Genomic DNA, 18,710 nt, shown 5'->3' with positions numbered 1-18,710 from the left:
AGACTTGTCAAGAATTTTGTGTTTCCAACTTATAACGTAAGTTGTAAAGTTGGGTTATGTTATTGATGCATTTTCTAATACTGGGAACTCCATGTTTCCATTTTGTACGGCGTAAGTTCTCTCGCTGTAAGTAAATATTAATTTCTAAGACTTCAACAGACTGAAAGTATCCACCTGAATTTACTCTAATCTTTTCAATCATGCTATTTACACTTTCAACGGCGTTTGTGGTATAGATATGCTTCCTTAATTCCTCAGGGTATTTTATATGGGCAAGATAAAACTCTGCTTTTTCTGATATTGCTTTAACAAATCGAGGATATTTTGAAAGGTATCCATCACAAAGTTCTTTAAATTTCAGTACAGCTTCGTCAAAATCGGAGGAAGAAATTCTAAGTCTGTCTAAACTCTTGTTAAAAGCTGAAGCATCCTCTTTTGTCATATGTTTTCTGACATTACGTTGGAGGTGGACAAAACACAGTTGATGGTCAGCAAGAGGATAAGCAAGTTTGACAGCATCTATAATACCAGGGAAGTCATCACTTATGACAACTAGAATCTCTTTTAGCCCTCTTGTAATTAAGTCTTCAAATACTTTCATCCAATCAGCCTTGTTTTCTTTGCCGAAGAAAGTGTAGACACCGAAAATGTCTTTTTACCTTCTAAGTCGATACCGAGGACAACATAACAAGTAGCTTGTTTAACCTTAGAATTATCCTTAACTTCACAATGATAACCATCGATGATGAGAGCAAAAGCACTTGTTGGTAGTTCTCTTTGTTTGAATAACTGAAGCTCATTTTTGAGGTCTTCTTTGATTTTTAGTATTTCATTTTCGGAATATGGAAGATTCAAAGCTTTCAAAGTCTGGACAAGGGAACTTTCGGAATAACCATTGACAACTAAAGACATAAGCAGGTCAGTGTATGAACTATCAACTCTTTTGTAGCGGTCAGGGAGGATAGAAGGTCGGAAATTACCAGTACGTGTGCGAGGGACAGAGATTTCAAGACTGCCAACAGGAGTTGCAAGTTTTCTATCGTAAAAACCATTGCCTTTGTCATTATCGTTTTTAGCAAGGTAAACAGTTCTTTCCGACAACATAAAACAATCGAGCAAGTTTTCTAAGAGTTGCTTTAAAGCTGGGCGGTTAGGATCATCTTTAGAGCAATACATATTTAATACTTGCTCTACAGCCATGTTTTTGGCAGTTTCATAAATTTCGTTTTTATTCATTCTCGGTGACCTCCTTTGAGGATTATTTCAATTCTAATTATACAGTGGACACAATTTTATTTTAACTCCCTTGCATATTCCTTTCACACAGCCTGCGATAAAAAATAAGAGAAAAGTGTACCCAAAGTAAAGACTATACAAAGAGGATATTCAGGCACATATGGGAAGGATATGTAGAAGAAGCAGAACACTTAAGGCATACACCTTACTGTAAAGAAGTATATGAGAGAAGGAAAGAGACAATAGAGAGAGTATTTGCAGATTTAAAGGAGAAGCATGGTTTGCGATGGACGACGTTAAGAGGGAAGGAAAAATTGTCCATGCAAGCGATGCTTGTTTTTGCTGCCATGAATTTAAAGAAAATGGCCTTATGGTTATGGAGGAAGGGCAAAGGGCCCTTTGACATTTCAAAACTTTATTCATTATTTGGAGTTTTAAAGAAAATTTTATCCAGATATATACAGCCCCTGCTTTCGGTACTAAGAAAACAGGGGCTAAAATTTTGCTTTGTCAACAAACTGGGACTATACTTTTGTAGAGTTTTTTTATTTTTTTGCTAAAACTATACAAAGATATAGTAGACATTGGAAAAAGTGTATTATAAAATAGAAAATAAGAAAGAACTTCAATCTATTAAAGATTTACCCTAATATGATATCTTCGTTGTGTTTTAACGATGGGACATTTGAGTATGTAACCAATATTGCTGATTGTAACCTTAGAGGCAATTTATCATTTGAAGAATGCTAATGTCCCTGTATTAATAGCTACTTTAGTCCATAAGAAAAATGTTGATGACTTATATGCATTAATCGATTTTTTAAATAGTGTTGGAGTATCAAATATGAGATTACAATTTCTATTGCCACAAGGAAATGCTATTAACAATTTAGATAAACTATTTGTTGATTTAGATAATACAAAGAGAATAATTTATAAACTTTATGAACACCCTCTTATTAAGCAAAAAAAGTTTGATTTGGTATTGCCATGCTTTATCCCAACTATAATAGGGCAGAAAAATTTTAATATTGGTAGAAGCTCTTTCTTGATTAATAGTTGTGGCGCAGGCACATATAGTGTAAATATTAATCCATTTGGAGATGTGACAGCATGTGGAGTTTTAACTGATGAAAAATGGGTATGTGGAAATATTAGGAATGATAGTTTAAAAAACATATGGAACAAAAGTGAAGGTTTTTCCATATGGAGACAAGTTCCACAGTTAAAAGGTAAATGTAATTCTTGCGATATTTTCAATGAGTGCAGAGGTGGATGCAGGGCTAGTGCATATCTTATAACTGGGGACATAAATGCATCTGATCCATTGTGCTGGAGAGGGGAGAAAGTAAATGAAGAGACCTGTTAGTTGCGAATGGAATATAACAAACTATTGTAATTTAAAATGTTCATTTTGTAGTATGAATTCTTCTAATCAAAAGGACTTTGAAAAACTTAACATTAGTAAAATAAAAGAGGTAGCAAAAAAAATTAAGGAAGTTGGATGCATATATGTATCATTAAGTGGTGGAGAAATAATGAGAAATTTAGAGAGCAAATAAAATCAATTATAAAGGCACAAGAAAATAATTTATTAAGGTGATAAAAATGGATACTGTAATTAATTGCACAAATATATATAAATCATATATTAAGAAGAGATGGTTTAAAGTTGTAAAAAGAAATGATGTATTAAAAAATTTAGATATAAAAGTAAGAAAAGGTGAAATCTACGGTTTACTAGGGCTTAATGGAGCAGGTAAAACTACCCTTATTCGAATTATAACAGGGATTTTATTGCCAGACAAAGGAAATGTTGAAATATTTGGAATGAGATATGATAAACATGAAAAAGAAATTAAATCCAAGATAGGTGTAGTTATGGGAGGAGATCGCTCCTTATATTGGAAACTGTCTGCGGAAGAAAATCTGGAATTTTTTGGGACTTTATATAATGTCCCAAAGAAAAAGCTTAAGAAAAATATAGAAATATATTTGGACTATGTTGGATTAGGTGAACATAAAAAGGATTTAGTTGAAACCTATTCTAAAGGTATGAAACAAAGACTGTTAATAGCTAAATCCTTAATAATTGATCCTGAAGTTTTAATTTTGGATGAACCAACAGTTGGATTGGACATACAAGTAGCATTTGAATTTAGAAAATTATTAAAAAGGTTAAATGAAGAATTAGGTTTGACTATATTATTAACTACTCATTATTTACATGAAGCAGAAGAGTTATGCTCCAGAGTAGGTATATTGAAGGGTGGCAGAATTGTTGAAGAGGGAACAATTGGTTATTTGAAGAGAAAAAATAAAATGGAAGAAGTGGTCGAATTTAAGTTAAAAACGGAGATAGATGATAATTTAGAAAAGGAGATTTTAAATTATGGTTCAATAAACAAATTATCTGTGGATAATTACTTTACATATCAAGTAAGGACTAGCAGTATATATAGAGAAAAAATCATTAGTTTATTAAGTTCTCAAAGTAAATTAACTTTTTTAGAGGTAAAAGGGGTTACTTTAGAGGATATAGTTTCAAATTATTTTGAAGAAGGGGTTATTTAATATGAGACATATATTAGCAGCTGCAAAGTCGGAGTTTTTAATTTTAAGTAGATATCCGCTGAATTTATTTTATAACATAATTGCTGCTCTTTTTTCTTTGTTACCATTATTTTATATTGCAAAAATTTACAACGTTGAACAAGCACAGTATTTGTGGATTTTATCTGGAAGCCTATTTTGGATGTATATATCTCAGGCACTATGGACTATAGGTCTTTCACTTAGAAAGGAACAAGAAATGGGCACATTAGAGCAAATTTTAATGTCACCTTCTAATCTGATTTACATAATGTTAGGAAAAAGTATAGTCACTGTTGGAATTAATAGTTTGACATTGTTAGTAGGTTTGCTGTTGATTAGATATGTATTTGATTGTCGGATTAATTATGCTTTAATAGTAGTAGTTATATTAATTAGTATGCCGGCTGTTTTTGGATTTTCGTATATAATATCTGGTATAGTATTAAAATTTAAAGAAATATTTGCATTTTTACAGGTTATAAGTGGAGTTTTGCTTATTTTTAGTGGTGTAAGCCAACCTGCAACATTCCTGCCTTACAATTTAGGGAAATTAAGTAGATTTATAGTTTTTGAAAAAATGATTTATACATTTAGACGAGTTGTAATTGATTCTGCATCTTTTTTAGCAATATATAGTCAATTGATATATATATTTATTTATGGATTTGTTCTGAATATAATTGCTGTCTTCGTCTTTTATTATTTTAAGAAGAAAGTGATGAAAAATGGGGATGTGTTTTATGTTTGATAAAGCATATGTATTTTTAAAAAAGGAATTACTTTTTCTAATTAGATATCCGATGCAAATAATTTTTGAAATACTTTTACCTGTGATTAATATGTTACCTGCTATATTTCTAGCAATATATCTAACATCATCTAACCATATTAAAAGTTTTGAGAAAGTTACAGGAACAAATAATTATTTTGTTTTTATTAGTATTGGTATTGTTTTTTCTATATTTAATTCTATCCAAGAACAAACAAGCTATGTTTTATCTAAAGAAATGTGGATGGGCACTTTAGAGCAAATTTGGATTTCTCCCGTAAAGAAAATTAATTTGGTATTAGGGTGGATATTCTTTAGTTTTATAAAGGCAATATTGTATACTATTGCTTCAGCAATAATTTTAAAGTTTATATTTATATACTTAAATATAAGTTTTAGTATTTATAGTTTACCATTATTAGTTTTATCGTTTTTGCTTTTATTAGCTGTTTCGGTTTGTAGCGGGATAATCATATGTAGTATTACTCTAAACATAAAGCAGGTAGATTCTTTTGTATTTTTAATAACGGGAGCTGTGCCATTGTTAAGTGGAAGTACATTCCCGATTTCTGTGCTTCCACCGAAAATACAACTGATTTCAAAGGTGTTGCCAACAACTTATATATTTGATTTAATTAGACATTCTATACTTAAGAGCAATACTATATTCGACCCAATTATGGAATTAACCCTGGTTTTCTTTTATGTGATTATTATGATGATTATATCTGTCTTTATCTTTAAACTATTAAAAAGAAGGGTTGAAAAATGTGGGACAATCTATATGATGTAAGAGATAAATTTTGTTCACGAAAAAGCGTTAGGAATTATTTGAATGTTAGTCTTGACCAGGATGTAATTAAAGTATTAATGGAAATCGGATATAGTGGACCTGTCTCAGGAGGACTAAGGTGTGTTTTTATAAAAGAGATAAGTAATAGCGAAGAAAAATACATTTGTTATAAAGGAACTTATTATCAGAAACATGTTTTAAGAGCACCACATATTTTTTTAATTGGATGTAATGATTCGATTATTGAAGAGAAATATAACGGAGAGTTTGTAAATATATTTAGTTGTCAAAATTCGGTTATTGCTGCACAAAACATTATTATTGCTGCACATGAAATGGGAATCGGGACATGTTTTGTAGGGGCAATTAGAAAAGATGTAATAATAGATGGGTTAAAACTGGACAAAGGCTATAACCCTTGGTGTATATTATGCCTAGGTATAGGTAGGGATGATAACATTGGAATATAAAAACATGGATATGATTATAAAATTTGATGATGAGCATAAAAATTTTATTCTTATAAAAGGTAATAATCAAATAGTAATGGATACTAAGCAGGCTATAGGCTGTATTGTTATATTTAGGGATATATTAGAAAAAATAAAGGGTAAATAACCTTAGAAGTTTTATCAAGATTTTAATCCAATATGAAACAGAGTTGAAAAACAGACAATAGGGAGTTAAGTCTATATAATTGTGTAAAAAGGAGTTGAGCCATTCCCCACTCCTGGTTAGAATAGAAATAGAAACGAACCAAAAAATCTAACCGGAGGGATAGGAAATGGCTCAATACAATATTACCATAGATTCTGAAATTTTGCATTATCTTTTTGTACAAGGGACTAAGGATGAAAAGCTAGCTAAGTTGTTGGAATCTGTACTTAATCAAATTTTAGCAGCTCAAGCTACTGAACAAGTTAAGGCTGAACCTTATGAAAGGACAGAAGAAAGACAGGATTATCGTAATGGTTATTATTCAAGAAGTTTAATTACCAGAGTTGGAACTCTCACCTTAAGAGTTCCAAGACTCCGCAATGGCAAATTTACCACTGACCTTTTTAACCGTTACCAGAGAAGTGAGCAGGCCCTTTTGTTGGCACTAATGGAGATGGTGGTTAATGGAGTATCTACCCGAAAAATCGAAGAAATCACTTATGAACTTTGTGGGACTGAATTTTCAAAATCCACAATTTCCGAGCTTTGCAAAAATCTCGATCCTATTATTACAGCGTGGAACTCAAGACCTTTAAGAGAAAAAAGTTTTCCCTTTGTTATAGTTGATGCGATGGTGATAAGAGTAAGAGAAGAGGGACGTGTTCGTCAACGCAGCGTATTAATTGCTGTAGGCATAAATGAAGATGGCTATAGAGAAGTATTAGGCCTTATGATAGGAGACAGTGAATCAGAAAAAGCTTTTGCGAATTCTTTTCATGGCTGAAGCAGAGAGGGCTCCATGGAGTTGATTTAGTAGTTTCCGATCATCATAGAGGACTTGTACAAGCTATTTGCCGACACTTCCAGGGAGCTACGTGGCAAAGGTGCCAAACACATTTTATGAGAAATATCCTTGATAAGACTCCAAAAGCTTTACAAAAAGAATTACATGCCAAACTAAGAGCCATATTTGAAGCACCAGATCCCAGAACAGCGAGAATGCTATTAAATCAAGTATTAGATGAATATAGAGATAAAGCTCTTAAAGCAATGGAGATTTTAGAAGAAGGATTTGAAGATGCAATAGCGGTTTTAGAACTTCCTGAGCCTTATCGAAGGAGACTTCGTACTACTAATATGTTAGAGCGTCTAAATGAAGAAATTCGTCGTCGTGAAAGAGTTATAAGAATATTCCCAAGCCGAGAATCTGGCATTCGTCTAATAGGAGCGTTGTTAATGGAACAAGATGAAAAATGGGCTTCAGGGAGGAAGTATTTAGATATGACTGAGTATTTCGAGTGGCAAAAAGACGGGCTAAAGCCCGGCGTAGCGTATCCTTGACACCATGGGGCGGAAGCAGTACAATGAATTGAACGGCGGTGATAAAGAAGATTCATATTCTAATCAGGGGGATTTTACACAAAAATTTGGACTTGACCCCTAATGTATTTGCAGTATATTTTTTTTATCAATTTTTCTTTTAATTTCAAACCATCTTTCTTATTGTGAAAAATATTAGTAATTTGGTATAATTTTAACATAAGGTTATAATTATGCATGTTAGGAGGAATTTGTATGAAAAAATTCTTTTGGTTGTTAGGCTTTCTTGGTTTTCTTGGCTTTTTAGGATTTTTTAAATCTTATATGTATTTTGCATTTTTTGCTTTTTTCTCTAACTTTTTTACTAGTCGATATATTAACATCCCACAAGATAAACAACTTCAAAACAAAATGGCAGAAGCGCATACAGTGAGTTTTGTTGTGACAAGTTTTTTCTTATCATTCATGCTAATAATGCTGATATTTAACGTAAGTTATGAAATTTTTAAAGCTATGTTTTGCATTGTTTTTGCTTTAATTTTTATTATAGATTCGTACTTACTTTATATAAATACACGGGAATTAATCAAAAATAAAACTTAGACTTCTGTTTTATCAGCCTATAACAGAATTATCAATTGGTACATAATTAACCTATTGGAGATGAAAAGAAATTACTCCACTACCTGCTGCAATATTTTTATGATTTGGATTACGCTTTAACTGTTAGAAATATAAAAAGGTAATAAGGTATAATTATGTTAAGCTTACGTTAAATTTTACTGTAGATTGGAAATAGAAGAAGGATTTTAGGGAATTTTGTAGAATTTATAGTATTGTGTTCCAGTGGTTGTTTTTTATTATAGTTTGAGAGATTATAATTTGTATAAATTTTGCATAAACGGAGGATGAAAATGGACAGTGTACTTTCAGTAAAAAATCTAAAAAATATTATGGGAAGGTAAAGGCAGTTGATGGGATTTCATTTGAGATGTATCCTGGAGAAGTTGTAGTGCTTATAGGTCCAAATGGTGCAGGGAAAAGTACTACTTTAAGGATTTGATAGTGAGATGGGAGTGAGAGATATGTCAAAAGAAAGAGAATATTATTACATAGGAAAGAGGAGAGATACTGATATATGGGAAGTTATGCTTAAATATGGTGTACTTTCAGCATCTCATTTTTAAGTTCGATTTCCTGATGATCCAACAATGACACTTTCTGAAGGAAGAGAAGAATTTCTTGGGTTACCTAAAATTTCTGTGGAGCCATGGAGTGGTATGAAGGGAGCTATTGCTATAAAAGGGGAGATGACAAAAGAGGCAAGAGAATTATTCTTACAAATTATAGAAACCAGAAGAATAAGACTTTGGGATTTTATACTTTTTAGGGATGGAAGAAAACTTCTATCGGTTTCAGATTTTGATGATCGCATTGTAACGGAGAATTTTGCTAAAGAATTTATGGAAAAACTCTTTCTTAATTGGTTTGAACCTATTCCAGAACCGGAAATTAAATCAGAGGGAATTTCAAGAGATTTTCTTGAAGAAGTCAGTCAGGCGATTCAAAAAGCATTATCTAAATTGGTACTAGACCTAGAAAATGATAAAAATTGAAGGTGAGGGATAATTTTGGTAGAAGTAAAGGGATTGACTAAAGTGTTTAAAAACATAAGAGCAGTAGACAATTTAAGTTTTAAGGTAAAAGAAGGAGAAATATATGGGCTTTTGGGTGAAAATGGTGCTGGTAAAACCACAACTTTAAGAATGCTTGCTACAATGCTTAAGCCTACGAATGGGACAGCCATTATAAATGGAAAAGACTTAATAAAAGAACCAGAAGAGATAAGAAAAGAAGTTGGGATACTTTTTGGAGGAGAAAGCGGTTTATACGACAGGCTTACTGCAAGGGAAAATATACTTTATTTTGCAGAGCTTCATGATATGGATAAAAAGGAGGCAAATAAAAAAATTGATATATTAGCCCGTAAATTTGATATGACTGAATTTATTGATAGACCAGCAGGCAAGCTTTCAAAAGGAATGAAGCAAAAGGTAGCAATTGTGAGGTCAATAATACATGACCCTAAGGTGATGCTTTTTGATGAGCCAACGTCAGGACTCGATGTAGGTTCAGTAAGAGAAGTGCACGACTTTATAAGGTTTTGTAAAGAAGAAGGAAAGACAATTATTTTCTCAAGCCACAGCATGTCAGAGGTAGAAAAACTTTGCGACAAGATAGGTATAATACACAAAGGAAAACTTATAGAGGAAGGGACTATTGCAGATTTAAAGGAGAAATACAAAACAGACAATCTTGAAGAGTTATTTATGGAATTGGTAGGTGAGAAAATTGAAGTTTAAGCATGTATACATAGTTTTGAAAAAAGAGCTAAAGGACATTTTTAGAGATAAAAAGACATGGATTGTTACAATTTTACTTCCTGCCTTGTTTATTCCTATAATGATGTACATAGTAATAGGTGGAGCAGAAAGCATATCAGAACAAAAAATAAGCGATACAAAAATAGCAATTATAGATGAAGGAAATAATGCAAAATTTATAAATTATTTAAAATCGACAGGAATAAGTATAGTAACGGGTTTGCAAAATCCCAAAGAAAGTCTTGAAAAAGGCGATATAAGGGCAATTGTAGTTATACCTTCTGATTTTGATAAAAATATAGAAGAAGGCAAGAACGCTGATTTAACAATTCAGGTAGACATGTCAAATATGAAATCTTCAAATGCAGAGAATATGATAAGAGGTCTTATAAAAGAATATGCGAATAATATTGTAAAAGAAAGACTTATAACAAAAGGCATAGATCCTAAAATATTAGATCCAATTGCAATAAAGACAGAAAATATTGCCTCACAGAGTAAAATGGCAGGGTCTTTTTTAGCATTCATTGTGCCAATGCTTTTGACTTTATGGACGGCAACAGGAGGTATGGGAGCAGCTGTTGATTTGGCAGCAGGTGAGAAAGAAAGAGGTACGTTAGAACCTTTACTTACGACTTCTGCATCAAGGCTTTCTATAATGGCAGGCAAATACTTGGCTGTAACAACCATGGCACTTATAAGTGCTATTGCTTCACTTTTGGGACTTTTTGCTTCCTTTTCTTTAAATAAAGATATGGCATCTTTAAATGCCGATTTTAGGTTGAGCGTAGCGGCAATAGTTGTCATGTTCGTGGCTGCCTTTTTTACAGCATCAATATTTGCTGCACTGGAGCTTGCTTTAAGTGCATATGCAAAATCTTTTAAAGAAGGGCAGACATATATTTCACCTTTAATGTTTATTGCAATAATTCCGGCATATTTGGTGATGTATAAAATGCCAAATGAAATACCTATATCTTATTTTGCAATACCTGTATTTGGAACTATTTCGGTTTTTAAAGAATTGCTTTATGGTATTGTAAATATGACACATATAGGTATATTTGTATTTTCATCAATAATATATGTGGGTATTAGTGTATATTTGGCAGCTTTGATGTTTAAGCAGGAATGGGCACTATTTAGGGTGTAAAAAATCTTTTATAATTTGCAAATAGCAGGGGAAACCCTGTATTTTTTTGCTTGTATATAGGACAGCAATTTACATTGTAACCATTTTGTAACCAGAATTTAAGAATTTCTTAATAAATTTTAACATTTAAAAGGGTATAATGGAAGAAAGAGTCTTTGAGATATTAAAAAATATATGGAAAGGGTCAATAAATGATGTTTAAACAACCTTTAAAAATCATGCTTGTTTTATTTACTTTATCCGGATTATTATCGGCATGTGGTTATACATTTAAAAATGAAGAAGACCATGTTAAGTATACAATTGAAAAGTTTTACAATGTGCAGTATAAAGCGTACTTAAAAATGGAATATATTGACACAACACCATATCTGGATATGACAAAAATACAGAATCAAAATAAAGTAATAGCACTTAAAGAATTAACATTTAGAAGAAAATATGCTTTTGAAAAAGGGTATGGATACGTTGAAAGAAGGCGATTTCCTTTGAAATTTAATTACAAAAATATAGATATAAATGGTAACAGAGCAAAAGTTGTAGTGGAATTAGAAATAGATCGTACTAAGGCTTACCCAATGTTTATATGTCCAGGTGATAATATCTTTGAATTGGAAAAACAAGACGGGCATTGGAAGATAATAAATCATACATATCAAGGCTTGACACAGTATGAATTATGGATTGATAAAAAATTACCTGAACCAGATTATGAAAAAATAAAGCGTCAATTAGATAAAGAATTTGGCGAAACAAATGGTACAGTATACATAGGTTCTATGGATTCTTACTTCTACGCAATAGGAAGATAATAAGACAGATATTTTTGCAAATGTAAGGAGGAGTTTAAAATTGAAAAGAATATTGGTTCATGGATTACTTCAATTTTACTAATAACTTCATTAATTTTAAACCTGCAACACTATAAAGTTATCCAGAATTATAAAGCTCAAATGGATAGTATTAATGGATATTTTATGAATAGTTTACGCTTTTTAAGTTTAAATATTGAAAAATTTGATGGAAGCGAAAGGGACTTAATATTTTTAGTTCTATATTTCTCATAGGTGTTTTATTTTCCTACATGTATCTAAAGACAGGGAATCTGTGGATGCCGATTGGATATCACATATCGTGGAATTATTTCCAAGGTTACATATTTGGGTTTAATGTGAGTAGCAATGCTATGAGAGGCATTTACAATGCTTTTCCGAAAAACAATTTCCTCTCCGGAGGGGAGTTTGGACTGGAAGGAGGAATAATTACTACTCTTGTTATCTTAATTACTTTTTTAATACTGTATTATTATTTTGAAAGATACAGAAAAGTGCAAGAAGTAGAATTGGGATAAAAAGAAGGGATAGCAGTGAATATTGACGAAAGAGTTTTAGGTATAGACGGTGCTAAAGGCGGATGGGCTGTAGCTACTTGTAAAAATGGGAAGGCTTTTGTGCAATTTTTTAAAAAAATTGAGGATGTATGGCATTCTTACAGGGATAAATTAGAACTTGTTCTCATTGATATTCCCATTGGTCTTCCTCATTCGGAGAAAAGGTATAGAAGCTGTGATGAAGAAGCGAGGAAATTTCTGGGGTATCCTCGCTCTTCCAGTATATTTTCTCCTCCTTGCAGAGAAGTTTTTAAGGCTAGAGATTATAAAGAGGCACTAGCTATAAATAAAAAGATTTTGGGGAAAGGGTTGTCAAAACAAGCCTGGAATATTGTTCCCAAAATAAAGGAAGTGGATGAATTTGTAATTAAAAATCCAGAAGCAGTTAAATTTTTAAAAGAATCTCATCCAGAGGTGGCTTTTAAAGGCTTAAAAGGAGAGGTAGCAAAATTTAGTAAAAGAGATGAGGAAGGGTATAAAGAGAGAATAGAGTTTTTAAGAATACTTTTTAGAAAGTTTGGATGTGAGATAGTTGAAGATAAAATTAAAGGCTTAAGAAGAGACGATATAGTGGATGCTTTGATTTTACTTGCAACAGGGATTTTGGCTATTAAGAAAGAGGGAAATATATGCTCTTTCCCTACAAATTTTAAAGAAAAAGACCTTTTGGGGCTGCCAATGGAAATTTTCTTTGTAAAATTTAGCAGGTTAAATGAAATTTTTATAGAATAAATATTATTGTAAAAAAGTGTGAAGAGGGGGAGCAAAATGGCAGGTAATTATAGCGGTTTTTTTATAAAAGGGGAGGATGGGGCAGATATATACCTTCATCTTTGGGTGCCAGAGGAAATTCCCAGGGGTATTATTCAGGTATTTCATGGAATGGCTGAACAGGGGGGAAGATACCAAAATTTTGCCCGTTATATGAATGAAAAAGGATTTGTAGTATGTGCCGATGACCATAGAGGTCACGGGAAAACAGCAGGGAGCCTGGATAATGTAGGTTACATAGGAAAAGATGGCTTTAATAAGATAGTAGAAGATGAATATCTGATAATGAAGTTTTTGAAAGAAAAATACGGAAATCTTCCCATTGTTATATTTGGCCATAGTTTTGGATCTTTTGTGGCTCAAGAGTTTATGATAAGGTATGGCAAAGAAGTTAATGGCGTTATATTGAGCGGTTCCTCTGCAGTTAAGGAATTGCCTCTTAGATTTGGTTATGCTTTGGCTTTTGTCGAAAAAACACTTTTTGGTGAGAAAAAGAGGAGCAAAGTTTTAGATAGACTTACATTTGGAAGCTATAATAAAAGGATAAAGGGCGATAACCTGAGCAAATTTGAGTGGCTTTCAACAGATAAGGAAGAGGTTAAAAAATATGAAGAAGACCCTTATTGTGGCGGCGTCTTTACAGCGGGATTTTTTTATTACTTTTTTAAAGGACTTTTAAATCTGTATAAGCCTCAAAGGTTACTGGCAATACCAAAAGATTTGCCTTTATTTATAATTTCTGGAGAAGAAGATCCTGTAGGTGAGTATGGTAAATTAGTAAAGAGGCTCTATGAGCTTTACAAAAGTATAGGATTAAAACAAGTGAATATAAAGCTTTATCCAGGGAAAAGGCATGAGCTTCTCAATGAAGTAGAGAGGGAAAAGGTTTATGAAGATATTCTTACATGGATTGGAAAGAGAGTATTAAATTACTCGCAGTAAGACCATCAAAAAGGGCATTATAACGACACTGGATATTGTTGTATATGTGATCATACTTGTGGCAAATTCATAATCTGCTCCGTAAACTCTTGCTATAATTGCAGAGTTTACCAGCACAGGCATTGCTGACATTATGACAAATACATCTCTCATAAGCTTTGGTACTGGAATGAATATGTTTAGAAGCAATACGAAAGCAGGAGTTATTAAAAATCTTCCGACAAAAACTAAAATGGCATCTTTGTCAAGTTTAAATTTATCAAAACCCATTTCATGAATGACTATGCCAATGTAGAATATTGATAAAGGAGTAGTGAGGTTTCCAATCATTTTAAAGCTTTCAAAGAGAAATTTTGGGAGAGAAATATTTTCAAGTACAAAAATTACTCCTATTATAAAACCTAAAAGAGGAGGGTTGAATATTCTCTTTACAGTATCCCAGTTTAATATATTTTTTTCATTTTCATTCACATCTTGTATAATGCTATAAGCTCCTAAAGTCCACAGTATTGTTGTATTTGCCATGTAGTATAAAAGGGCATAAGGTGTTGCTATATCTCCAAAAAGAGCTTGAGCCATAGGGAGCCCAACAAAGATAGTATTTGAAAGAGAAAATATCACTACGAACACACCTTTTCTTCCCTTTTTTATTTTAAAAGTTTCAGCAAATATGTAAGCCACTATATAGGATAGAAGTATAGATAAAAACGGAATTAAAAGTCCTCTTACTGAGTGTTCTAGTTGTTCTTTAGAAAAAGTTGTAGAAATGTTTACAATCATATTAAGAGGTAAAGATACATTAATTACAAGCTTTGCAAAAAGGTCTGATGTTGATTTATCAAACCACCCTATTTTTGATAGATAATAGCCAAGTGCTAATATAAATACAATTATTAAAACTCCCTGAACTGCAGAGAAGAAAGTTTCCATCAAAAGAGCCTCCTTATGAGAGAATATAGCACTGTGTTAGACTTATTTATTAAGGATAACATAAAATGATAAAAATTTCAAAGAGGGAAGATATTATATGTAACAACAAAAAGATCAACTGGATGTATAATGTTGTTAAAGAAGTTTTAGGAGGAGTAAGTATGAAAAAAATATTTATTGGCTTGTTAATTTTAACTTTATTTTTTAGTGGGTGCCAGATTAATGTCAAAAATCATGGTAATTTAGCAAAGCCCCCCAACCAAAATGTAAGTGAAGATGTTACTCCTAATGATATCCAAAATGAAAAATGGAGATGGAGTTTCAAAGATAATAAGATTTCATCCTTGAAGGATTTGCAATTGTATAAAAGTGATGATGGGGGTAAAACATGGACACAAATTTATATCCCCGTTAATAAAATTCCTGAGAGTGCTTATAAAGATGCTGAGAATATAGTACCTTACTTTATGGATAATAATGTGTGGATAGCATGGATTGTCCCCCAAACATTACATATACTTAAAACAAAAGATGGAGGTTTACATTGGGATATATTTAAATTTGAAATCGGCAAATATGGAGAAGTTATATCAGTTCTTCAATTTGTTACTCCTGAAGAGGGTTGGATTTTGACCACAATGAATGGTGCAGGAATGCAGATAAACTATTTATTGAAAACCAATGACGGAGGTAAGACGTGGGAAAATGTGAATATAACAGGCAAAAAGAACTATGATGGGATATATAGTGCGGCAAATCGTTCAAATATGAAATTTTATGATAAAAATAATGGATGGATTAGTATTTCAAATAACTTAGCTCCTGACCCAATACTGTTTAGAACAACAGATGGAGGTAAAACCTGGTCACAGATAAAATTATCTATACCCAAGAGTTATAAAAATTGTTATCTCTCTTCTGCAAATGTACCTGTATTTACTGATAGTAAAAATGGAAAATTGATTTTAGAGATTTATGGGCCTAATAAAGATAATAAATTAGAAAAACATATTTTAGTTTATGAAACAATAGATGGGGGTAATACGTGGAGATTAAGAAAGAATTAATAATTTGTAACCAATTTGTAATATCTGATAAACGAAATAATGGTATAATGATGGTAGAAATATTTTGGAAAGGGAAATATTAAAAATGGGGTAGATGTTATTGAAAAAGAGGTTGGTATTGGTTATTAGTGCTATTCTAATGGTGTCGTTTTTTACCGTAATTGCTTTTGCAAATAGTACAATCAAATTAATTGTAAATGGTAGTGAAATTAAACCAGATGTGCCACCGCAGATTATCAATGGAAGGACAATGGTGCCTATTAAGTAGGTAGCTGAAGCTTTAGGGGCAGAAGTAGAATGGGATAAACAGAATAAAATTGTTAAGGTCTCTTTTAACAAAAAAGTAGAAACAGATTTGATTAGCAATTATTTGAGGACAGCCCAAACTTCAAAACAATTTGTAGAAAATTTCGCTCATGCTTTGCAAGAACGAAATGGAGCTGTGGCTCGTTTATTTTTAAGTCCTGAAATTAGGGGGCAAATAAAACCTGAAATAATAGGTCCTTCTACACCTGTAACAAAAATAGAAATTAAAGAAGTTTCTTATAGTAATTATTATTGGGTATATAATGTTAAGGCATATTATGGTCCTTATGATAATAATTCACCAACATTAGCTTTTGAAATAAAGTTGACAGTAGAACCAGAAAGATATCCTGACTGTTCAGTGGTTTCGAGTAGGTATTTTATTACCAAATTGGATTGGATTAATGGTAAGGCTGAATTTATACCTAATTAAAGAGAAATATTGTCTGGGTTTAAGAAAGTTTCAGAGAAAAAGTTTTCTTGAATGGGTTATATACCATCAATAGATATAGGGGATTGGGCTTATTGTAGCTAAAGGCTAATAAGATATAACAATCAATATCGTAATTTTAATATTAATTGTTTCTCTTAACTCTTATTGATGATGCTGGAAAGATATAGATGATAAATTTTGAAATTAATGAAAACATATATTTTAAGGAGTGAGTCTGGATGAGAAAACTTCTCATTATTTTAATGGTAATATTATTTTTGAGTGGCTGCTATATTAATATCACAAAAACTGATAAAGACAGCTCAGAAAGCATTATACCTCCTGTGTCTAAAACAAAAGAAAATTTTAGTGAAAAAAAACAAACAAAATAAATATTAGTGAACTTCCTAAAAGCAAGGAAGAGACTGCGACTATTGAAGGTGTGGATTATAAAGTTTCATATACACTTTTTGATTGTTCTAAATTATCACCTGGTTTTATAACTTATATTCCGGAAAACATGAAAACAAGTATTAATAATTTTGGAGATGGAAGCACAACTGTGCGTATAGAAACTTCAAAAATAATAAATGGACAATTTCTTCATGACTATGACTATATTGAAATAACTTTTTTGCCGAGAAATGTAGATAAATCTTATGCAATTGAAAAAGTAAAAGGTCTTGCAAACAAATATAAGCTTAAAGAAGAGCAAAAGATTTTTAATTGGGCGATATTTCAGAGGAATGGAGTTTATGGAGTTATAGTTTTAGGAGAACATGAAGGGAGATATTTCTATATTATTATTCATCCTACTCTTGAATCGTCAGACATGTTTAATCCAATAGCTAAAAATGTAATCAAGGAATTTATATGGGTAGATACAGGTACGAGATTATAAAAAATTACTCCCTCACATTTTAATTGTGAGGGAGTTTTAGTTTAGGTATCAGGTAGCAATGCAGACCAAGTTTGAGAACCAACAATTCCATCAGGTGTTAAGTTATGGTCTTTTTGAAACTTTATAACTGCGTTTTTTGTAATATCTCCAAAAATTCCATCTATATCAGTAAGTGTGAGATAACCATTGTAATATAGTGCATCCTGGCAAGTTGCTACATAAACATTTTGACTACCGTATTGAACTATTGGATAATATGGGGAACCTGGATCTCTTGCATCACCATGAACATGACTGCTATAATCTGGTTCAACGAAAGTCCAATAGGATAGAGCAATTTTATACATTTGCTCTAATGTTATATTTCCGTAATAAGGGACCATATCAAATGCTTTTCCTGCCATATGTTGAGAATATTTTGCTACTTGTCCAGGATATTTACTTGCTAAATCTTTATTGTGTTTAACAGAGCAATATGCGCGGGTGATACGTATAGGAGTTCCTATTGCTTTTCTATAGTTATTCCATTGATTTAGTGTTTTTGTATCTGTAAAAATATAAGTAGTATATAATTTATCAAAATCAGAGCTATAATCTGCCAATTCGTATACTGATAAATTTTCTGCTTTTGGCATTGGTTCTAATCCTTTTAGAGTATATCTTTCCCATTGAGAAGTATTTGTATTAAATATGTTTACTGAGAAAATTGTATTTTTAAGATCGGTACTCATAAGATTCCACCTCTTTCTATTATTTATTTTTTCAAGGACTAATCGGCCGATTTACCCTTCTACCTATTAAAGAGAGTTTTATATGCTAATTTACAACCCATCTAAGAAATCTTCTCCTAAAAATTCTCTCATTTTTTCAATGCTCTTTTCTTTGTTTTATTTACTGCCTGCTGCGAAATATGGAGCTTTAAGGCTATTTTCTAAGCAAATTATTAAGGGGAATTAATAAAAATTTAATAATTTGTAACCAATTTGTAATATCTGACAAACGAAATAATGGTATAATGTTGGTAGAAGAATTTATGGGAGGTTTTGGTGAGGAATGAAAAAAA

The 18,710-nt window shown here is 31.8% G+C and carries 19 protein-coding genes and 6 pseudogenes; 22 read left to right on the top strand and 3 right to left on the bottom strand.

Going from position 1 to position 18,710, the window contains the following annotated elements:
• Positions 1 to 7: 7 nt before the first annotated feature.
• Positions 8 to 1,236 (bottom strand): annotated as a pseudogene (locus tag THESIDRAFT1_RS00640) (IS256 family transposase).
• 104 nt (positions 1,237 to 1,340) lie between these two features.
• Here THESIDRAFT1_RS00640 and THESIDRAFT1_RS12785 point away from each other — a divergent pair.
• From THESIDRAFT1_RS12785 to THESIDRAFT1_RS00565, 18 genes and pseudogenes are all read left to right on the top strand, one after another.
• Positions 1,341 to 1,796: pseudogene (locus THESIDRAFT1_RS12785) on the top strand (transposase); the annotation flags it as partial.
• Positions 1,797 to 1,972: 176 nt separating this feature from the next.
• The gene (locus tag THESIDRAFT1_RS00635) at positions 1,973 to 2,605 is read left to right on the top strand and encodes an SPASM domain-containing protein (RefSeq protein WP_039929062.1); all 633 of its coding nucleotides are present in this window, start codon (positions 1,973 to 1,975) and stop codon (positions 2,603 to 2,605) included.
• Positions 2,589 to 2,798, top strand: coding sequence for a radical SAM protein (locus THESIDRAFT1_RS00630; RefSeq protein ID WP_039929060.1), 210 nt, complete (start codon positions 2,589 to 2,591; stop codon positions 2,796 to 2,798). The genes THESIDRAFT1_RS00635 and THESIDRAFT1_RS00630 overlap by 17 nt, the downstream gene beginning before the upstream one ends.
• A 46-nt stretch (positions 2,799 to 2,844) precedes the next feature.
• Positions 2,845 to 3,810 carry an ABC transporter ATP-binding protein gene (locus THESIDRAFT1_RS00625; protein ID WP_006569176.1) on the top strand — a complete coding sequence of 322 codons (966 nt, stop codon included), beginning with the start codon at positions 2,845 to 2,847 and terminating at the stop codon, positions 3,808 to 3,810.
• Position 3,811: 1 nt separating this feature from the next.
• Positions 3,812 to 4,579 (top strand): ABC transporter permease, encoded by a 768-nt coding sequence (locus THESIDRAFT1_RS00620; protein WP_006569175.1) that lies wholly within the window; start codon positions 3,812 to 3,814, stop codon positions 4,577 to 4,579.
• Entirely contained in the window at positions 4,572 to 5,393 is an 822-nt protein-coding gene (locus tag THESIDRAFT1_RS00615) for an ABC transporter permease (protein WP_006569174.1), read from the top strand. Before THESIDRAFT1_RS00620 ends, THESIDRAFT1_RS00615 begins: the two co-directional genes overlap by 8 nt.
• A complete protein-coding gene (locus tag THESIDRAFT1_RS00610; protein WP_006569173.1) occupies positions 5,369 to 5,863 on the top strand; it encodes a nitroreductase family protein in 495 nt (164 codons plus the stop codon). Before THESIDRAFT1_RS00615 ends, THESIDRAFT1_RS00610 begins: the two co-directional genes overlap by 25 nt.
• Entirely contained in the window at positions 5,853 to 6,011 is a 159-nt protein-coding gene (locus tag THESIDRAFT1_RS13130; RefSeq protein WP_167317668.1) for a hypothetical protein, read from the top strand. Before THESIDRAFT1_RS00610 ends, THESIDRAFT1_RS13130 begins: the two co-directional genes overlap by 11 nt.
• A gap of 166 nt (positions 6,012 to 6,177) precedes the next feature.
• Positions 6,178 to 7,391 (top strand): annotated as a pseudogene (locus tag THESIDRAFT1_RS00605) (IS256 family transposase).
• 234 nt (positions 7,392 to 7,625) lie between these two features.
• The gene (locus tag THESIDRAFT1_RS00600; RefSeq protein WP_006569170.1) at positions 7,626 to 7,973 is read left to right on the top strand and encodes a DUF3796 domain-containing protein; all 348 of its coding nucleotides are present in this window, start codon (positions 7,626 to 7,628) and stop codon (positions 7,971 to 7,973) included.
• Between the two features lie 311 nt (positions 7,974 to 8,284).
• Positions 8,285 to 8,427, top strand: a pseudogene (locus THESIDRAFT1_RS14860) (ATP-binding cassette domain-containing protein); the annotation flags it as partial.
• 28 nt (positions 8,428 to 8,455) lie between these two features.
• Positions 8,456 to 8,986, top strand: a pseudogene (locus tag THESIDRAFT1_RS00595) (hypothetical protein).
• Between the two features lie 15 nt (positions 8,987 to 9,001).
• Positions 9,002 to 9,733, top strand: coding sequence for an ABC transporter ATP-binding protein (locus THESIDRAFT1_RS00590; RefSeq protein ID WP_006569169.1), 732 nt, complete (start codon positions 9,002 to 9,004; stop codon positions 9,731 to 9,733).
• Positions 9,714 to 10,907, top strand: a complete 1,194-nt coding sequence (locus THESIDRAFT1_RS00585; RefSeq protein WP_006569168.1) for an ABC transporter permease — start codon at positions 9,714 to 9,716, stop codon at positions 10,905 to 10,907. The genes THESIDRAFT1_RS00590 and THESIDRAFT1_RS00585 overlap by 20 nt, the downstream gene beginning before the upstream one ends.
• A 191-nt stretch (positions 10,908 to 11,098) precedes the next feature.
• Entirely contained in the window at positions 11,099 to 11,719 is a 621-nt protein-coding gene (locus THESIDRAFT1_RS00580) for a hypothetical protein (RefSeq protein WP_003870933.1), read from the top strand.
• A gap of 272 nt (positions 11,720 to 11,991) precedes the next feature.
• A complete protein-coding gene (locus THESIDRAFT1_RS00575; RefSeq protein WP_083837408.1) occupies positions 11,992 to 12,258 on the top strand; it encodes a peptidase in 267 nt (88 codons plus the stop codon).
• Positions 12,259 to 12,273: 15 nt separating this feature from the next.
• The gene (locus THESIDRAFT1_RS00570; RefSeq protein WP_003871092.1) at positions 12,274 to 13,029 is read left to right on the top strand and encodes a DUF429 domain-containing protein; all 756 of its coding nucleotides are present in this window, start codon (positions 12,274 to 12,276) and stop codon (positions 13,027 to 13,029) included.
• Positions 13,030 to 13,065: 36 nt separating this feature from the next.
• Positions 13,066 to 14,010 (top strand): alpha/beta hydrolase, encoded by a 945-nt coding sequence (locus tag THESIDRAFT1_RS00565; RefSeq protein ID WP_003871093.1) that lies wholly within the window; start codon positions 13,066 to 13,068, stop codon positions 14,008 to 14,010.
• Here the strand turns inward: THESIDRAFT1_RS00565 and THESIDRAFT1_RS00560 are convergent.
• Positions 13,993 to 14,940, bottom strand: a complete 948-nt coding sequence (locus THESIDRAFT1_RS00560; RefSeq protein WP_006569166.1) for an AEC family transporter — start codon at positions 14,938 to 14,940, stop codon at positions 13,993 to 13,995. The genes THESIDRAFT1_RS00565 and THESIDRAFT1_RS00560 overlap by 18 nt on opposite strands.
• A gap of 65 nt (positions 14,941 to 15,005) precedes the next feature.
• Here THESIDRAFT1_RS00560 and THESIDRAFT1_RS00555 point away from each other — a divergent pair, with 65 nt between their 5' ends.
• The 4 genes and pseudogenes from THESIDRAFT1_RS00555 (at position 15,006) to THESIDRAFT1_RS00545 (ending at position 17,647) form a co-directional block, all read left to right on the top strand.
• On the top strand, positions 15,006 to 16,007 hold the full coding sequence (locus THESIDRAFT1_RS00555) for a YCF48-related protein (protein WP_006569165.1): 1,002 nt from the start codon (positions 15,006 to 15,008) through the stop codon (positions 16,005 to 16,007).
• A 100-nt stretch (positions 16,008 to 16,107) separates the two neighbouring features.
• Positions 16,108 to 16,275, top strand: coding sequence for a stalk domain-containing protein (locus THESIDRAFT1_RS12770; protein ID WP_244262691.1), 168 nt, complete (start codon positions 16,108 to 16,110; stop codon positions 16,273 to 16,275).
• A gap of 12 nt (positions 16,276 to 16,287) precedes the next feature.
• A pseudogene (locus tag THESIDRAFT1_RS12765) lies at positions 16,288 to 16,746 on the top strand (copper amine oxidase N-terminal domain-containing protein); the annotation flags it as partial.
• Positions 16,747 to 17,188: 442 nt separating this feature from the next.
• Positions 17,189 to 17,647, top strand: a complete 459-nt coding sequence (locus THESIDRAFT1_RS00545) for a hypothetical protein (protein WP_244262690.1) — start codon at positions 17,189 to 17,191, stop codon at positions 17,645 to 17,647.
• A gap of 41 nt (positions 17,648 to 17,688) precedes the next feature.
• On the opposite strand, the gene THESIDRAFT1_RS00540 is transcribed toward THESIDRAFT1_RS00545, so the two are convergent.
• Positions 17,689 to 18,378: a peptidoglycan-binding protein gene (locus tag THESIDRAFT1_RS00540; protein ID WP_003871099.1), complete on the bottom strand. Its 690-nt coding sequence runs from the start codon at positions 18,376 to 18,378 to the stop codon at positions 17,689 to 17,691.
• Positions 18,379 to 18,710: the final 332 nt, after the last annotated feature.

The sequence above is a fragment of the Thermoanaerobacter siderophilus SR4 genome, from assembly GCF_000262445.1.
Taxonomy (GTDB): Bacteria; Bacillota; Thermoanaerobacteria; order Thermoanaerobacterales; family Thermoanaerobacteraceae; genus Thermoanaerobacter; species Thermoanaerobacter ethanolicus.
The sequence above is the reverse complement of the archived record's forward strand: the minus strand, read 5'-3'. Positions and strand labels throughout refer to the sequence as shown.

Bases quoted from the DNA above. Each gene is read 5' to 3' on its own strand.
- THESIDRAFT1_RS00630 (WP_039929060.1), top strand. From the start codon at position 2,589: ATGAAGAGACCTGTTAGTTGCGAATGGAATATAACAAACTATTGTAAT.
- THESIDRAFT1_RS00620 (WP_006569175.1), top strand. From the start codon at position 3,812: ATGAGACATATATTAGCAGCTGCAAAGTCGGAGTTTTTAATTTTAAGT.
- THESIDRAFT1_RS00540 (WP_003871099.1), bottom strand. From the start codon at position 18,378: ATGAGTACCGATCTTAAAAATACAATTTTCTCAGTAAACATATTTAAT.
- THESIDRAFT1_RS00625 (WP_006569176.1), top strand. From the start codon at position 2,845: ATGGATACTGTAATTAATTGCACAAATATATATAAATCATATATTAAG.
- THESIDRAFT1_RS00580 (WP_003870933.1), top strand. From the start codon at position 11,099: ATGATGTTTAAACAACCTTTAAAAATCATGCTTGTTTTATTTACTTTA.
- THESIDRAFT1_RS00560 (WP_006569166.1), bottom strand. From the start codon at position 14,940: ATGGAAACTTTCTTCTCTGCAGTTCAGGGAGTTTTAATAATTGTATTT.
- THESIDRAFT1_RS00610 (WP_006569173.1), top strand. From the start codon at position 5,369: ATGTGGGACAATCTATATGATGTAAGAGATAAATTTTGTTCACGAAAA.
- THESIDRAFT1_RS00555 (WP_006569165.1), top strand. From the start codon at position 15,006: ATGATAAAAATTTCAAAGAGGGAAGATATTATATGTAACAACAAAAAG.
- THESIDRAFT1_RS00565 (WP_003871093.1), top strand. From the start codon at position 13,066: ATGGCAGGTAATTATAGCGGTTTTTTTATAAAAGGGGAGGATGGGGCA.
- THESIDRAFT1_RS00600 (WP_006569170.1), top strand. From the start codon at position 7,626: ATGAAAAAATTCTTTTGGTTGTTAGGCTTTCTTGGTTTTCTTGGCTTT.
- THESIDRAFT1_RS00615 (WP_006569174.1), top strand. From the start codon at position 4,572: ATGTTTGATAAAGCATATGTATTTTTAAAAAAGGAATTACTTTTTCTA.
- THESIDRAFT1_RS00575 (WP_083837408.1), top strand. From the start codon at position 11,992: ATGTATCTAAAGACAGGGAATCTGTGGATGCCGATTGGATATCACATA.